Source organism: Paenibacillus sp. FSL L8-0470, from assembly GCF_038008625.1.
Taxonomy (GTDB): Bacteria; Bacillota; Bacilli; order Paenibacillales; family Paenibacillaceae; genus Paenibacillus_AQ.
Genome location: NZ_JBBOZM010000001.1, coordinates 5188422 through 5202149 on the forward strand (window position 1 = coordinate 5188422; position 13728 = coordinate 5202149).

Below are 13728 nucleotides of genomic sequence, written 5' to 3' on the forward strand. Positions count from 1 at the left end.
CTGATGAGTGGCATGATAGATTATGGTCAGGATCTTTTCAAGGGATCGGCAGGTTATTACGCGAAGTATCGCCCGCTCTATCCTTCCGGGCTCGTAAGATTCCTTGTGAACCGCTTTGGGCTGGACGGGGAAGGCGAACTGCTGGATTTGGGCTGTGGAACCGGGCAGCTTGCCTTACGTTTTGCCGATTGGGTTCAGCGCGTGACCGGACTCGATTACGAACAGGAAATGATCCATGAGGCGGTGCGGATCAGCAAGGAAATGAGAGCGCTTAATACGGAATGGGTTGCGGGAAAAGCGGAAGAATATTTGGCTCTGTCCACCATTCCCGTCTACCGTCTAGTCACTATAGCCAAAGCTTTTCACTGGATGGACAGGGACCTGGTGCTCGGACTGCTCTACAACCGGGTTGCTCCGGGAGGCGGAGTCGCTATTGTGGATCAATACAAGCCCGATCAAGCGCCCCTGCCTTGGCAGAAAGAAGTGGACCGGATCGTACGCAAATGGTATGGCGAGGAGCGGAAGGCTGGCAATACAACCTATTCTCATCCGGTCAAAAGTCACACGGATATCGTAGCCGGATCCAGCTTCCGCCTTGAAACTCACCGGCTGCCAATGTATGAATATCAGTGGACTATAGAAGCCATACTGGGGAATCTGTATTCCACCTCCTTTGGCTCGAAGCGGTTTCTCGGCGACCAGGCACCTCTATTCGAGAGAGAGCTGAAAGAGAGATTATTGCTTCTGGACCCCAAAGGAGTCTTTACTGAAGGAATACATACTAATATTATTCTGGCCGTAAAATAACACTAAGGACTCAGCTAAACAAACAGCCGCCTTCCCGGTAATCCGGTGAAGACGGCTGTTTCTCTAATCACGCTGTACCCGCAAGGTAAAAAAGCGGCAATTCTGATTCTTGTCTCTGGCGATCCTATCTGCCATCCAGCAGATTGCCAAGGCCGCCAAGGATGCTTCCTTCTTCCTTGCGGCCGGTGTTGCCGGCAGCCGATAGAATGCGGTCCGCCATCCGGCTGAACGGCAGCGACTGTACCCATACCTTGCCCGGCCCGCGCAAGGTAGCAAAGAACAATCCTTCCCCGCCAAACAACGCGGTCTTCACACCTTTGACAAATTCGATATCATAATCTACAGACGAAGTCATGGCCACAAGACAGCCGGTGTCGATCTTGATTGTCTCTCCAGGCTGCAGCGTCCGTTCCAGCACATAGCCCCCGGAATGCACGAAGGAGAGGCCGTCGCCCTCCAGCTTTTGCATAATAAATCCCTCACCGCCGAAGAAGCCTGCGCCCAGCTTGCGCTGGAATTCAATGCCCACCGACACGCCTTTGGCAGCGCAGAGAAAGGAGTCCTTCTGACAGATGATTTTGCCGTGGTATTGCTGGAGATCAAGCGGGATGATTTTGCCCGGATACGGGGCGGCAAAGGTGACACTCTTCCGGCCATAGGCCCCGCTGTGCGTGAAGATCGTCATAAACAAGCTTTCTCCGGTCAGCAGGCGTTTACCTGCACCCATCAGCTTGCCTACCAGACCATTTGTCCGTCCAGATCCTGATCCGTCGCCAAAGATCGTCTCCATCGTTATCTCCGGGTCCATCATCATGAAGCTTCCCGCTTCTGCGATCACACTCTCCCCCGGATCAAGCTGCACCTCCACACACTGTATTTCCTCGCCCATAATGACATAATCAATTTCGTGAGCACTCATCCTTGTTATCCCCCTAAAGTTTCGTTTTTGAATGAGATATATACGCGCTCCCTCCTGCAGCGGTTTCAGCATTATGTTAAATATTGCAGGGCATGGACAGCAGACGGTCGCGCGTCTCCATATAAGCATGGTCCCAGCCCATTTTTGCGTAAAACCTCATGGCGTCCAGCCCTTTAAAATAGTGGGCACCTGTTAAGCGCTCCTCAAAATGGGCAACCGGTGTCCCCAGCTCTTCATAATGCCTGAGGAAAACCTGTGACATATCCACACCAGGTATCATTGCATGCATTGAGGCCACATCAATCATGAAATCCCCATAAATGCTGTTGCTGTCGATAATTCCGGTAATCCGGCGGCCGTCTGTGAGTATGTTCCACTCATGGCAATCATTATGGACAAAATGGCGGTGTGGCGCATTATATTTGCTGTATGCAAGCAACCGGGCGTAGCACTCGTCAAACACATCCTTTTCCAGACAGCTGCTGGTGAACAGCTCATACCAATTCTCCCAGAAGCCTTCCTGCTGCTCCTGCCCGTAAAAAGAGCGGATGAACCCCTCACAGCTGGCATAGATGCCATTGCCTTCCTTGTTCAAGAAACCATACCCTGAAGAGCTGCTGTCCAGCTTCACCCCGTTCATCCCGGTAATGACTTGAACCAGCTCGGGAAGCAGTGCTGCCCTCTGCTCTGCTTGCAAGTCTGCCAGATTATGCCCTGCCATGCGCTCCGAGATACAATAACTGTAAGCCTTATGTAGCCCCAGCCCCAATACTCTCGGAAAAGGTACTCCCTGTGAGGCGAGCAGATTTGCAACATAGGACTCGGTTTGGAAGTCATCCTCCATTGCACTGAACCTAATAACATACTCGCGTTCCTCAGCCTTGAATGAAAAGACAGTGCTGAGATTCCCGCCTTCCATTGCCCTGATATTCTCGGCCTCCATTCCCCGGTCATTTCTGACAATCCTTCCGGTTTCCTTTGCAGTGACGTTTGGTTTAACTCCGTTCATTACTCATCATCTCCCTTTAAATTGGTAAAATAAAGCCCGGTCTGCCTCCTCCAGGGCACAGCAAAAAGCCGTGAATGAACATTGTTCATCCACGGCTGTACGCAAACGTTGACCGGCAATAGAGAGACCTCTATCGGGTAATGGGTACGGCAGCTTGAGACTAGACTATAGTTCAACATAAGAAACATGGGCTGAGCCATGCGGACTAATCCCTCATTACTCCGGGAATACCTGTGCCTGGTCAGTTCATGCGTTATTCAGTTAATGGATTAACCGATTTCTTTTGTCAGGAATATAATCATCATCAAAGCACTGATCCCACCGTTATTTTATTTGTTTCCATTATATAACACAATCCCCCGGCATCAACTTTTTTAATTGTTTTTTACCGGAAGGTGGTTCACTTCGCCATACAAACAAGAGGCCAGCCGGGTAAGTTCCCGTTGGCCTCTCATAATGATCCCCATGACATGGGGCTAACTTTGCCCTATTCACATTACCGTACCATCCTGCGGTTTCACGCGTGCAGGCTGGATCTTCGGCGCCTTGCTCAGCTTCGGTCTGCCCAAGGACGTGGTAAAGGTGATCACATAACCGGCTACAACCACGGCCATCACCGTATACAAGGTTTCCTTGAGAGGCATATAGAAGAGTGACAACGCCAAAACAATAACATCCATCAGGATGAATACCGTACCTACTTTAATTCCTTTCCATTCACTGATCAGCAGGGACAAAATATCGTCTCCACCGCTCGCCCCGCCGCCGCGCAGGACCATTCCCGCTCCTAGACCTGTCAGTACACCGGACAACAACGCCGCAAGCGGCAAGTTATCCTGCAAGTCGATGACCCATCCGGAATAGCGTTCCATCAGTCCATAGAATGCCGTGAAGGCCCCTACCGAGATGAAGGTGTTCACCACGAACGATTTCCCTTTGAATATCAATGCGATCAAGAGTACTGGAATGTCTAAGATTAGCGTAGATAGTGATGGTGAAATTCCTAATACGTATTTGCCGAGCAGTGCCAGGCCTACAAACCCGCCCTCGGTCAAATGATTCTGATAATTGATGTGATAATAAGTAAATGCAAGTAAAAATGTTCCGGATAAAATAATAATGAGCCGTAGCGGCAACCTCATGCCACTGTCTTGTTTCTTCATACAGGTCTCCCCTTATCGTAAATGGCGGCTTAGACGTCCCGCCAGCCTCTACGAGGGGTAAAACCAGAAGAGTTCTTCCTTCGCATACAATACTCCCTTCCCACGCAGAGGCGGCTTCGTCAATTAACAACGGTTCGCGCACATTCTACAGGGAAGCTAAGTATAAGACAGATCATAACGTTTCCAAATCGTCCTTTGGGGAATCGTCCTTCGGGGACACATGGTATCCTGATCCTTTCTTTAGTTTGATATGTTCTGTTTAGATTATACCACGCAAAGGAGTCACTCTAAACAGTTTTCCAATAAAAAGCATGAATTAGCCCTGATTTCGCAGCAGACGGTTCACCGTCTCCCGCCGGACGCCGATCAATTGCCCAATTTCTTCCTGTGTCAGCAGGTCTGTCAGCTGTGCTCCATATGAGTACTCATTCAGCCAGCGGGTCAGCAGCTCCATCCGCTCCCCCGGCGATCCGACAGTAAGGTGGTCAATGCGTGTCTGCATAAAACGAACCTTCTCCTGGAGCAGCAGAGCGATTTCCATCACTTTATCCGGCTCCTCACGCAGCTCGCGGTACCATTCCGCAGCCGGAATGACCTCCACCTCGCTCCTCATCATCGCCACCGCCGTTCCATGCGCCTCCTTTGGCGAAATGAGGGAATGATGGGGAACGGTCTCACCGGGATACAACAGGTTGAACAGCACCATGTTCCCGTTCTCATGCAGCCTTGTCACCTTAAACAGCCCGCTCTTTACCTTGTACAGATTTTGGCAGCTGTCTCCCTGGCGGAACAAAGCCTCCCCTTTGTGCAGAATCATCTCGCTCGCTCCTTTATCTTCTCGTTATATATATTAGTAATTATACAGAAATACGCCTGCAAAATGCAGTTCGTTCAGGCAAAAAAATACTGCGGGACTCAGAGTTGAATTCTGAATCCCGCAGTACGAATGGTTTACTGTCTTAATTAGCCTTAATCGGCTTCTTCCAAAGTCCCAGCGTCAGGCCGGAGATAACAGCTCCGATAAGAACAGCCAGAATGAACAGCAGAGCGTTGCTGGACAGCGCGGCTACAAAAATTCCGCCGTGCGGAGCCGGGACGTTGATGTTCCACAGCTGTGTAAGTCCGCCAGCTACAGCTGAACCAATAATACAGCTGGTCAGGACACGCAGCGGATCGGCTGCGGCAAAGGGAATAGCTCCTTCGGTAATGAATGACAAGCCGAGCACATAATTCGTTACACCTGACTTGCGTTCCGTTTCTGTGAACTTGTTCTTAAAGAATGTCGTTGCTAACGCAATGGCCAGCGGAGGAACCATTCCTCCCGCCATGACAGCCGCCATCATCAATCCGTTGGTATTACCGCTGGATGTAAATACACCGATGGCAAAAGTGTAGGCTGCTTTATTGAAGGGACCGCCCATATCAATCGCCATCATTCCACCGAGAATAATTCCCAAAATGATCATATTGCTGGTGCCCAGACTGTTGAGACCATCGATAAGTCCTTCATTGATCCAGCTGAATACCGGATCAAACAGGTAGAACATAACGCCGCCGGTAATGAGCAGACTGAATACCGGATAGAGCAGTATCGGCTTCAAGCCGTCCAGGGTTTTGGGCAGACCGGCGAACACCTTGCGAAGCAGGATGACCACATACCCTGCCAGGAAACCTGCAGCAAGTCCGCCAAGGAATCCGGCATTGGAGTTCAAGGCCATATAACCGCCGACCATCCCGGGCATGAGTGCCGGGCGGTCGCCGATGCTTAGCGCGATAAATCCGGCGAGAATCGGAATCAGGAAATGGAAGGCGCCGTCTCCCCCGCCGATCGTCTGCAGCAGCTTCACAAACGGATTATCTACACCTGCCACCTGTTCGAACAGGAAGGAGATCGCCAGCAGAATCCCCCCGCCGACTACGAATGGCAGCATATGTGAAATGCCGTTCATCAGGTCCTTGTAGATCTTGCCTCCGATGCTGGAGGAGTTCCCTGCTGGGGCATCCCCGCTACCGCGGCCTTCACTGCGGTATATCGGCGCATCTCCATTCATTGCTTTGGTGATCAGCTCTTCGGGTTTGCGGATGCCGTCGCTTACCGGTCTTTGCAGCACCGGCTTGCCGGAGAACCGGGCCATCTCCACATTTTTGTCGGCAGCGATGATAACACCGCTGGCCCGGCGGATTTCGTCCTCGGTCAGCACATTCTGTGCCCCTTCAGAACCGTTTGTCTCCACACGGATGTTGACACCCATTTCCAGGGCCTTTTTCTTTAATGCATCCTCAGCCATAAAGGTATGGGCGATTCCTGTAGGACACGCCGTGACCGCAACGACGAAGCTTGAAGAAGCGGGGTTGCCTGTAATTACGCGTTCAGAAGCCTGCTTTGTGCTGCTTCCGGATTCATTGTCCTTTTCCTTGGCCTCTTGCTCTGCCTGCTTGGCATCGAACAAAGCGGATACTTCCTCCGGGGTGGAAGCTTTCATCAACGCCTCGATGAACTCGCTTTCAATGAGCAACCTGGACAATGAAGCCAGTGTACGTAGGTGCATATTTCCAGCACCCTCCGGCGCGGCAATCATAAAGAACAGCTGTGCCGGTTCCTCATCGAGTGAGGCAAAATCAACGCCCGCTGCGCTTTTGGCAAATACTACCGTTGCCTCGTTGACGGCCCGGGTTTTGGCGTGTGGCATTGCAATGCCTCCGCCAATGCCAGTGCTGGACTGGGCTTCCCGAAGCAGGATCATTTCCTTGAACTGCACGGGATCATTAATGCGCCCGCTGCCTGCAAGACTGGCGATCAGTTCGTCGATCGCCGCTTCCTTGGTCGTGGCCTTGAGGTCCATAATCATCGTTTCTTTTATCATCAAGTCCGTAATTCTCATTTATTTCAACTCCCCTTTTTTCTTGAACTGCTTGTTTACAACTGTGAAATTTCGATCAAGGGCTTGAGCTGCTCAATAAGTTCTCTGTCCGCCAGATCATCGGAGAATGCGGTTGCGCTGCCGGAAGCTACTCCTGCACGGAATGCCTGCAGTACATCTCCTGTCAGGGACAATGTGCCGACAAAACCAGCAATCATAGAGTCCCCCGCACCTACCGAATTCTTCACCTTGCCTGCCGGCGCGTTGGCGCGGAACAGGCTATTCTCTGATATGAACAGAGCCCCCTCTCCGGCCATGGAGACCAGCACATGCTTTGCCCCGAGCTCCAGCAGCTTGCGCCCGTAGGTGATAAGATCGTCCTTGCTGCTGATTTGAACCCCGAACAGCTCTGCCAGCTCATGATGATTCGGCTTAACAAGCAGCGGTCCCAAAGGCAATGCCTGTTGCAATGCATGTCCGGTCGTATCAATAACAAATTCGGCCCCGTGCTGCTTGCATACGCCAATCAGCCTGTTATAGAAATCCTCACCCAGCGAAGGAGGAATGCTTCCGGACATTATAACGATGTCACCCGCCTGCAAAGTAGCAAGCTTCTGAAGCAGAGCCTCAGCTTCGTTATCCCGGATTACCGGACCCATTCCGTTAATCTCCGTCTCCTCTCCGGCTTTGAGTTTGATGTTAATCCGGGTATCATCCGAGACGGATACGAAATCACTCGCAATGCCTTCTTCATGCAGCCAATCTTCAATATAACGGCCGGTAAAGCCCCCAAGAAAGCCAATTGCCTTGTTCTGGACGTTCAACTGGTTCAGAACACGCGAGACGTTGATCCCTTTACCGCCCGGCAGCTTCAAATCACGTTTCATCCGGTTCAGGCTGCCAAGCTTTACCTGGTCAACTTCCACGATATAGTCAATGGAAGGGTTAAGTGTCACAGTATATATCATGATTATCCCTCATTATTATGGTTTTCTAGTTTTCAAACTAATGTATAGTCCATATCCATCATTTCAAGCTCGCGGATAAAACTCTCCGGCGTTTCCGAATCCAGAATGCAACGATCAATTTCCTGCAGATCCGCCACCTTGCAAAAAGATACCTGCCCGACCTTGCTATGATCGGCCAGCAGGATGACCTGCTTGGCAACGGAGATCATTTTACGTTTGGTGGCGGCTTCCAGCATATTCGGTGTGGTAATGCCTTCATGCACATCCAGCCCGTTCGTACCGAGAAACGCCTTATCCACCCGAACCATCTCCAGTGACCGCTCCGTCATCGGTCCCACAAAAGCAAGTGTATCCGGACGAAGCATACCGCCCGTGATGGATACTTCGATATTACGGCATTCCTTCAGCTCATTTAGCGCCATGATAGAGTTAGTAATGACCTTAAGATTAGAGAAGGATTTCAGCTCCCTGGCAATCTGCAGGGTTGTTGTTCCTCCGTCAAGCAGGATCGCATCACCGTCCTGGATCATCTCCACCGCTTTGCGGGCGATCCGCAGCTTCTCCTCCAGGAACCGGTCTTCCTTGTCCTGAAATACCGCTTCAAAGTTGACGCTCTGCAGGGAGACCGCCCCGCCATGCGTCCGTTTCAGCAGCCGTGCTTCCTCCAGCTCTTTAAGATCGCGGCGTACTGTCGATTCGGATACGCCAAGCTGCTGGCTAAGCTCCTGCACCGAGCCCCTCGTATGCTTCTCGACAAACTGCACGATGCTACGCTTTCTTTCCTCTTCAAACAGCATGACGGTTCACTCCTTAACGGAACAGCGTTACCTTCCGGCTTCTTTAGGATCTGAAATAACAATAATCCTTATACTCCATATTTTGATCGAATAGAATCAACTGCTCGATTTTGATTGAATATGACCATTTGTGATTACTTCTGCTCACTTATGATAATAACAGCGTTTTCATCATCTGTAAAGCTCCTTTTTCTTGAGCAGATCTGCTCAAAGCCGGCTGTCTGAAATATCCTCCTGAACGCCTATTTCATCTGCCCGGGGTGTTACATATTTTATAATACATATGGGGAAAAGCGGGTGAACAGGAAATGGCCAATTACAAAAACAACTTTGGAAATCGCAACCGCATAGGCAACAGCAATCTGAATAATAATCCCGGTGCCAGCAATCCGGTAGAATCCGCGGAGCTAAGCGCTGAAGATTATGAAATTATCGCTGCCGGTCTAGCCGCTTTGGGAGAAGTGTTCGCATTTTTGGCCCTCGTCAAAGCGAAGCAAGTGACCAAGGAAACCGGAGGCCAGGTAGATATCGACCCGCTTTTATTCATACAATCCAGAAAAAAAAAAGCGGCCCGACGGAAATCCCGTCCACCGCGTTAAAGCTTAATCTATGGCAATAAATTCTTTCGCATTAGGCAGACGCAAGAGGTATGGCCTGATGCTTTTCAAATATGGCGTTTATCTTCCAGCGAGGTTCTTCATCTTTAAGTGTGACAATCACAATAATATGCTCGAGGTCAGCATGTTTGGCATAGGCCTCCGCATCGTCCTTGGGGATTCCGATGCTAATCAGGCTGACGGCAAGACCGTCGATATCGAGATCAGCCCCAGCCAGCTTCTTCGCTGCAGGCCCCGCTGCCACCGCCGTATCGGACAACATATCCAGCCCCACCCCCAGGCCTCTCGCTGTTCCGAACAAGCCTGCATTGCCTTCCCCGGCTTCGGGCTTGCCAATCCCTGTATCGTGGCTGATAACCTCCAGCGTATTTTTCTCCTTCGTCACAACCGATATCTGCTTCGCTTTGACTCCGAGCTCCAGCACCGCCTCTATCGCCAGTATTGCATCGCTCCGGTGCCCGAATATTCCTACAACCAGCATAGTCATATGACATCCCTCCTGTTAAAGCGATATTAACCGCCACCTTTGCGGCTTGAACCTGCCGGCCGGTTGCCCTGGTTCCGGATAAACTTGAATCAAACTCTCGTATATCGGTTATAAAGATAGAATCGGGTTTAGATTTATTGCGATTTTAATGTACTATTAGTATATTGGTAGATCTACCAATGATTCTGATGCTGATACATACGGGCATTATTTTGAATGAAGGGGAGGCTGCTATGCTACAAAGCAAGTATTTTCGAACATGCCTAGCCATTATCGCCTTTCTGACGATTCTGTATCTGGGCTCCAAAGTTATTTTTCTGTTCACTCCTGTGGTGGCGATCCTGAATCTGCTGCTTGTGCCGATGATGCTGTCCGGATTCATGTATTATCTGCTGCGGCCGCTGGTCTCATTCCTGGAGCGCCATAAACTGGGACGCGGATTATCCATCCTGCTGATCTATCTTGTCGCTGTGGGACTGTTCATCCTGTTCTGGGTGCTGGTCTGGCCGACACTTCGTGAACAGATTCAGAACTTTATTGACAACACCCCTTACCTGGTTCAGGGAATGCAGGATCAGTTCAACAAGCTGCAGAATGATCCTTCCTTGTCAAGATTCTTCAAAGGGGATACCGACGTGGCTGCCCGGCTCTCGGAATATTTGAACGCTGGGATTACCTGGGTTACTAACTCGATGACCAATCTTATCGGTGTCGTTTCAAGCATTGTGGTCGTCATCGCCACTTTGCCGATTATTCTTTATTACATGCTGAAGGACGGACACAAGCTGTCCCCTATTCTTCAGAGCCTGATTCCGAAAAAGTACCGCAAGGAAGGCCAGGAAATGCTGAAGGATATCGACAGCGCACTCAGCGGTTTTATCGTGACCCGGGTTCTGCTCAATGTTGTATTGGGAATTATGCTCTATATCGGCTTTCTGATTATTGGATTGCCGTATTCGCTCCTGCTCGCCGTAATTTCCATACCGCTTAATTTCATTCCTTATGTCGGCTCCCTTCTGGCGGCAATTCCGGTAGTCATTGTGGGATTCATTGATTCGCCATCCATGGCGATTTGGTCTTTGGTCATTATTGTGGTTGCCCAGCAAATTCAAGATAATGTGCTTTCTCCGATTATTTACGGCAAGTCGCTGGATGTTCACCCGCTCACGACGGTACTCCTTGTGCTGATCGGCGGAGATTTCTTCGGCATCATCGGTGTGCTGATTGCTCTTCCCGTGTATATGATTATCAAAATCATCTTTCTGCGAATCTATGAGATTATCATCGCGGAACGTATTGAAGAAGTTGAGGTCGTCAAGGAAGAACAGCTATAGCAGCTGTTGGTTAGGCTAACTTCTCATATAGGCCCCTGAAACAAAAAACAGCTGCGCCATCCTTAATCGGGAGGGTGCAGCCGTTTTTTGTTTTGATTCCTCAGCCACGCAGGGAGCGGACGACAAAGATGTGTGTACCTTTCATCAGATTCTGCCCGTCCACCAGGGTAACCGAACCTTTGGTATGTGAAGCTATGGTTGTATTAAAAGCAATCAGCTGATCACCTTTCCACACGGTTACTGCTGATTTAAAATATACTGCGTTATCGAACTGCTGGCGCTCTCTCATGACATATCCGACGGAATGAAGAACCGGGGGCAAAGCTCTCTCTTTGGGAGCCAGAGCCTTAATGAACACAATGTCACGAAAAGGTACAGCAATTTCCTGATGGCCGATCACGGCCACCGAAGCGGCTGGATCCCATTTGCGCAGAACGCCCTTCATGATGGTGTAAGGCTCTTCCCCGCAATACATAATGACCGGTCTGCCAACCCAATGCTTCATTGCTCCACCCCCTTCGCTGTGTCCGTGCTACCTATACATTCGGTATGGACCAATCTATTCCTTTAAGGCCATGTGACTCCAGATACTGATTGGCTCTGGAGAAGGGGCGGCTGCCCAGAAAGCCACGATGTGCCGAGAACGGACTCGGATGCGGTGACTGAATCACCATATGCCGGTCCCGGTCGATATAAGCCCCTTTTTGCTGAGCATGGCTTCCCCACAGAATAAATACCATCGGCTCCGTCCGTTCATTTAGCTTCTCCATGATGGCGTCAGTAAATGTCTCCCAGCCTAGTCCCTTATGTGAATTGGGCTGGCCTTCACGCACAGTCAGCACTGCGTTCAGCATGAGGACACCCTCTTCGGCCCAGTGCAGCAGTGAGCCGTGGTTCGGAACCGGCAGCCCGGTATCCGTATGGAGCTCCGCATAAATATTGCGCAGTGAAGGCGGAATACGCACCCCGGGCTTCACTGAGAAGCTTAACCCGTGAGCTTGTCCCGCACCATGATAAGGGTCCTGTCCCAGAATAACCACCCGGGTCTTGCTGTATGGCGTCAGCTTGAGCGCCGAGAACAACAGCTCTTTAGGCGGATAAACTGTATGTTGTTTATATTCACTCGCAAGCGTGTAGCGCAGTTCCTGAAAATAGGACTCTATTGTTTCCTCCTGCAATACCTCATCCCAATCGTTGCCGAACATCCCCGTTCTCCTTCCGATCTTTCACGTAATCATTATTCATTACCTGTTAATACACATAATATAAGGCTGGGTTGCCAGGGCTATTTCCGCCCGTAATCCGCTTTGATCTCGCCCCACTCTTTGGTCTGCCATTTCAGCAGCTTGTTGTCATATGTATTGCTCTGCAGCCACCGCTCGGCGCGGTCAATCAGTATCCAAATCTCCTCCGTAGAGGCATCTCTAGGCAGAGTCGTGGCCACCTTTTTCTGCTTGACCCATTTCATCGCGTTCAGGGAATCACTGTAAACCGTCCTGTTGCTGCCCTCCTTCTTCAGCAGGGCCAGCGCATGAACAATTGCCAGAAATTCACCCAGATTATTAGTGCCTTTCTTAATGGGTCCGCAGCTGAATATAATGTCGCCTGTCTGAGTGTCCACACCCTTGTATTCTACCGGTCCCGGATTGCCCCGTGTGCCGACATCAACGGATATGCTGTCATAATCAATCTCTGCCGAGGTTTCTACACTAGCGCTCCGTCCCCGTGAGGCAGCCGGTTTCCCCTTTGAGCCACCGGAAGCGGATGAGGATGCCCCCGTTCCCCAATTCCCCTTCCAGCCAGCCTTGTACGCTGCGTCTGCGGCAGCTCTGGATTCATAGGACTTGTATTTAGCTCCGGTGTAATGATCCGTCTGGGCCTGACATTCTGCCCAAGTACCGTACACTCCCGGCTGTTTGCCTTCCCATACTACATAAAATTTCTGCTTAGCCATGGAACAGACCTTCCTTCGCGTAAAAATTCATCAGAAGAATATTGTAATCCAAACTGCGGCCATATTGAAGTCAAATTATAATCAGAGCCTGTTGCCGCTCAAAAATCTGCGGATATTTGGACAGACACTAGCTCATACTATACGAGAAGTTTAATCGAGCACCACAAGCGTAGTATCTATAATCCCTTGTAGTTTATCTACATCCCTGGTTGTTTTGACCATTACCCTCAGTCCCACCAGGGCGTTGTGCAGATATGCCGCCAGATCCGCCGCCGGACGGCGTCTGGAAATTTCTCCGCTTGCCTGGCCCTCCAGCAGCAATCTTTCAATAAGCTGTTCTGTATCCAAGAACGCTTCGTTCACGCTGGCTGCTGCCTCGGGATCATGATAGGACAGCTCAACCGCAGTGTTCACAAGCAGGCAGCCCTTCGGGTCGATTTCTGCCATCTGGAGAATCAGTTCAAACAGTTGACGAATTGCCTCTTTTGCTGAGGCCGCTTCCTTCATTTGTTCTTCCATCTTGGCTGAGGTATTCTGCACATACCGGTCTACAGCTTTCATATATAAAGTATGCTTGTCGCCAAAAGTATCATACATGCTGCGCTTATGAATTCCCATTCCGGTCACCAGGTCCTGCATAGAGGTTTTTTCATAGCCCTGCTGCCAAAAAACATTCATCGCTTTACCGAGTACATTATCGATATCGAACTCTTTGCTTCTTGCCATCATCATGCTCCTCTCTGGATCGATTTTACCATTTATAGAACGATCGGTAAATATAATGAAGGAAATGTGAATTCCACCGCAATATT

Annotated in this window: 15 protein-coding genes; 3 read left to right on the forward strand and 12 right to left on the reverse strand. The window is 50.3% G+C overall.

Annotated features, from left to right (window positions below):
- Window positions 1-12 precede the first annotated feature (12 nt).
- Complete coding sequence (locus tag NST99_RS23800; protein ID WP_341094857.1) at window positions 13-807, forward strand: class I SAM-dependent methyltransferase; 795 nt, start codon at window positions 13-15, stop codon at window positions 805-807.
- A 124-nt stretch (window positions 808-931) separates the two neighbouring features.
- Here the strand turns inward: NST99_RS23800 and NST99_RS23805 are convergent, their stop codons facing one another.
- The 7 genes from NST99_RS23805 to NST99_RS23835 all read right to left on the reverse strand — a co-directional run bounded on the left by NST99_RS23805 (window position 932) and on the right by NST99_RS23835 (window position 8524).
- A complete protein-coding gene (locus NST99_RS23805; RefSeq protein ID WP_076108828.1) occupies window positions 932-1726 on the reverse strand; it encodes a TIGR00266 family protein in 795 nt (264 codons plus the stop codon).
- Window positions 1727-1802: 76 nt separating this feature from the next.
- Window positions 1803-2735 (reverse strand): phosphotransferase family protein, encoded by a 933-nt coding sequence (locus NST99_RS23810; RefSeq protein WP_341094859.1) that lies wholly within the window; start codon window positions 2733-2735, stop codon window positions 1803-1805.
- A gap of 491 nt (window positions 2736-3226) precedes the next feature.
- Complete coding sequence (locus NST99_RS23815; protein ID WP_341094860.1) at window positions 3227-3898, reverse strand: YitT family protein; 672 nt, start codon at window positions 3896-3898, stop codon at window positions 3227-3229.
- 316 nt (window positions 3899-4214) lie between these two features.
- On the reverse strand, window positions 4215-4715 hold the full coding sequence (locus tag NST99_RS23820; RefSeq protein ID WP_341094862.1) for a Crp/Fnr family transcriptional regulator: 501 nt from the start codon (window positions 4713-4715) through the stop codon (window positions 4215-4217).
- 142 nt (window positions 4716-4857) lie between these two features.
- A complete protein-coding gene (locus NST99_RS23825) occupies window positions 4858-6780 on the reverse strand; it encodes a PTS fructose transporter subunit IIABC (RefSeq protein ID WP_341094864.1) in 1923 nt (640 codons plus the stop codon).
- 35 nt (window positions 6781-6815) lie between these two features.
- Entirely contained in the window at window positions 6816-7727 is a 912-nt protein-coding gene (pfkB, locus tag NST99_RS23830; protein ID WP_341094866.1) for a 1-phosphofructokinase, read from the reverse strand.
- Between the two features lie 32 nt (window positions 7728-7759).
- The gene (locus NST99_RS23835) at window positions 7760-8524 is read right to left on the reverse strand and encodes a DeoR/GlpR family DNA-binding transcription regulator (protein ID WP_341094868.1); all 765 of its coding nucleotides are present in this window, start codon (window positions 8522-8524) and stop codon (window positions 7760-7762) included.
- Between the two features lie 308 nt (window positions 8525-8832).
- Between NST99_RS23835 and NST99_RS23840 the strand changes: the two genes are divergently transcribed.
- Entirely contained in the window at window positions 8833-9123 is a 291-nt protein-coding gene (locus tag NST99_RS23840; protein ID WP_341094870.1) for a hypothetical protein, read from the forward strand.
- A 31-nt stretch (window positions 9124-9154) separates the two neighbouring features.
- Here the strand turns inward: NST99_RS23840 and NST99_RS23845 are convergent, their stop codons facing one another.
- A complete protein-coding gene (locus tag NST99_RS23845) occupies window positions 9155-9628 on the reverse strand; it encodes a hypothetical protein (RefSeq protein WP_341094872.1) in 474 nt (157 codons plus the stop codon).
- Between the two features lie 233 nt (window positions 9629-9861).
- Here NST99_RS23845 and NST99_RS23850 point away from each other — a divergent pair, with 233 nt between their 5' ends.
- Window positions 9862-10962 (forward strand): AI-2E family transporter, encoded by a 1101-nt coding sequence (locus tag NST99_RS23850; RefSeq protein WP_341094873.1) that lies wholly within the window; start codon window positions 9862-9864, stop codon window positions 10960-10962.
- A gap of 100 nt (window positions 10963-11062) precedes the next feature.
- On the opposite strand, the gene NST99_RS23855 is transcribed toward NST99_RS23850, so the two are convergent.
- The 4 genes from NST99_RS23855 to NST99_RS23870 all read right to left on the reverse strand — a co-directional run bounded on the left by NST99_RS23855 (window position 11063) and on the right by NST99_RS23870 (window position 13642).
- A complete protein-coding gene (locus NST99_RS23855; protein WP_038595039.1) occupies window positions 11063-11467 on the reverse strand; it encodes a hypothetical protein in 405 nt (134 codons plus the stop codon).
- 31 nt (window positions 11468-11498) lie between these two features.
- Window positions 11499-12167: a uracil-DNA glycosylase gene (gene ung / locus NST99_RS23860; RefSeq protein ID WP_341094875.1), complete on the reverse strand. Its 669-nt coding sequence runs from the start codon at window positions 12165-12167 to the stop codon at window positions 11499-11501.
- 80 nt (window positions 12168-12247) lie between these two features.
- Window positions 12248-12916, reverse strand: a complete 669-nt coding sequence (gene rnhA, locus NST99_RS23865; RefSeq protein ID WP_341094877.1) for a ribonuclease H — start codon at window positions 12914-12916, stop codon at window positions 12248-12250.
- A 150-nt stretch (window positions 12917-13066) separates the two neighbouring features.
- On the reverse strand, window positions 13067-13642 hold the full coding sequence (locus tag NST99_RS23870; protein WP_341094879.1) for a TetR/AcrR family transcriptional regulator: 576 nt from the start codon (window positions 13640-13642) through the stop codon (window positions 13067-13069).
- Between the last annotated feature and the right edge of the window lie 86 nt (window positions 13643-13728).

Coding starts and splice junctions, on each gene's coding strand:
- NST99_RS23840 (WP_341094870.1), top strand. CDS start 8,833: ATGGCCAATTACAAAAACAACTTTGGAAATCGCAACCGCATAGGCAAC.
- NST99_RS23820 (WP_341094862.1), bottom strand. CDS start 4,715: ATGATTCTGCACAAAGGGGAGGCTTTGTTCCGCCAGGGAGACAGCTGC.
- NST99_RS23805 (WP_076108828.1), bottom strand. CDS start 1,726: ATGAGTGCTCACGAAATTGATTATGTCATTATGGGCGAGGAAATACAG.
- NST99_RS23825 (WP_341094864.1), bottom strand. CDS start 6,780: ATGAGAATTACGGACTTGATGATAAAAGAAACGATGATTATGGACCTC.
- ung (WP_341094875.1), bottom strand. CDS start 12,167: ATGTTCGGCAACGATTGGGATGAGGTATTGCAGGAGGAAACAATAGAG.
- NST99_RS23845 (WP_341094872.1), bottom strand. CDS start 9,628: ATGACTATGCTGGTTGTAGGAATATTCGGGCACCGGAGCGATGCAATA.
- rnhA (WP_341094877.1), bottom strand. CDS start 12,916: ATGGCTAAGCAGAAATTTTATGTAGTATGGGAAGGCAAACAGCCGGGA.
- NST99_RS23800 (WP_341094857.1), top strand. CDS start 13: ATGATAGATTATGGTCAGGATCTTTTCAAGGGATCGGCAGGTTATTAC.
- NST99_RS23850 (WP_341094873.1), top strand. CDS start 9,862: ATGCTACAAAGCAAGTATTTTCGAACATGCCTAGCCATTATCGCCTTT.
- NST99_RS23870 (WP_341094879.1), bottom strand. CDS start 13,642: ATGGCAAGAAGCAAAGAGTTCGATATCGATAATGTACTCGGTAAAGCG.
- pfkB (WP_341094866.1), bottom strand. CDS start 7,727: ATGATATATACTGTGACACTTAACCCTTCCATTGACTATATCGTGGAA.
- NST99_RS23855 (WP_038595039.1), bottom strand. CDS start 11,467: ATGAAGCATTGGGTTGGCAGACCGGTCATTATGTATTGCGGGGAAGAG.
- NST99_RS23815 (WP_341094860.1), bottom strand. CDS start 3,898: ATGAAGAAACAAGACAGTGGCATGAGGTTGCCGCTACGGCTCATTATT.
- NST99_RS23810 (WP_341094859.1), bottom strand. CDS start 2,735: ATGAACGGAGTTAAACCAAACGTCACTGCAAAGGAAACCGGAAGGATT.
- NST99_RS23835 (WP_341094868.1), bottom strand. CDS start 8,524: ATGCTGTTTGAAGAGGAAAGAAAGCGTAGCATCGTGCAGTTTGTCGAG.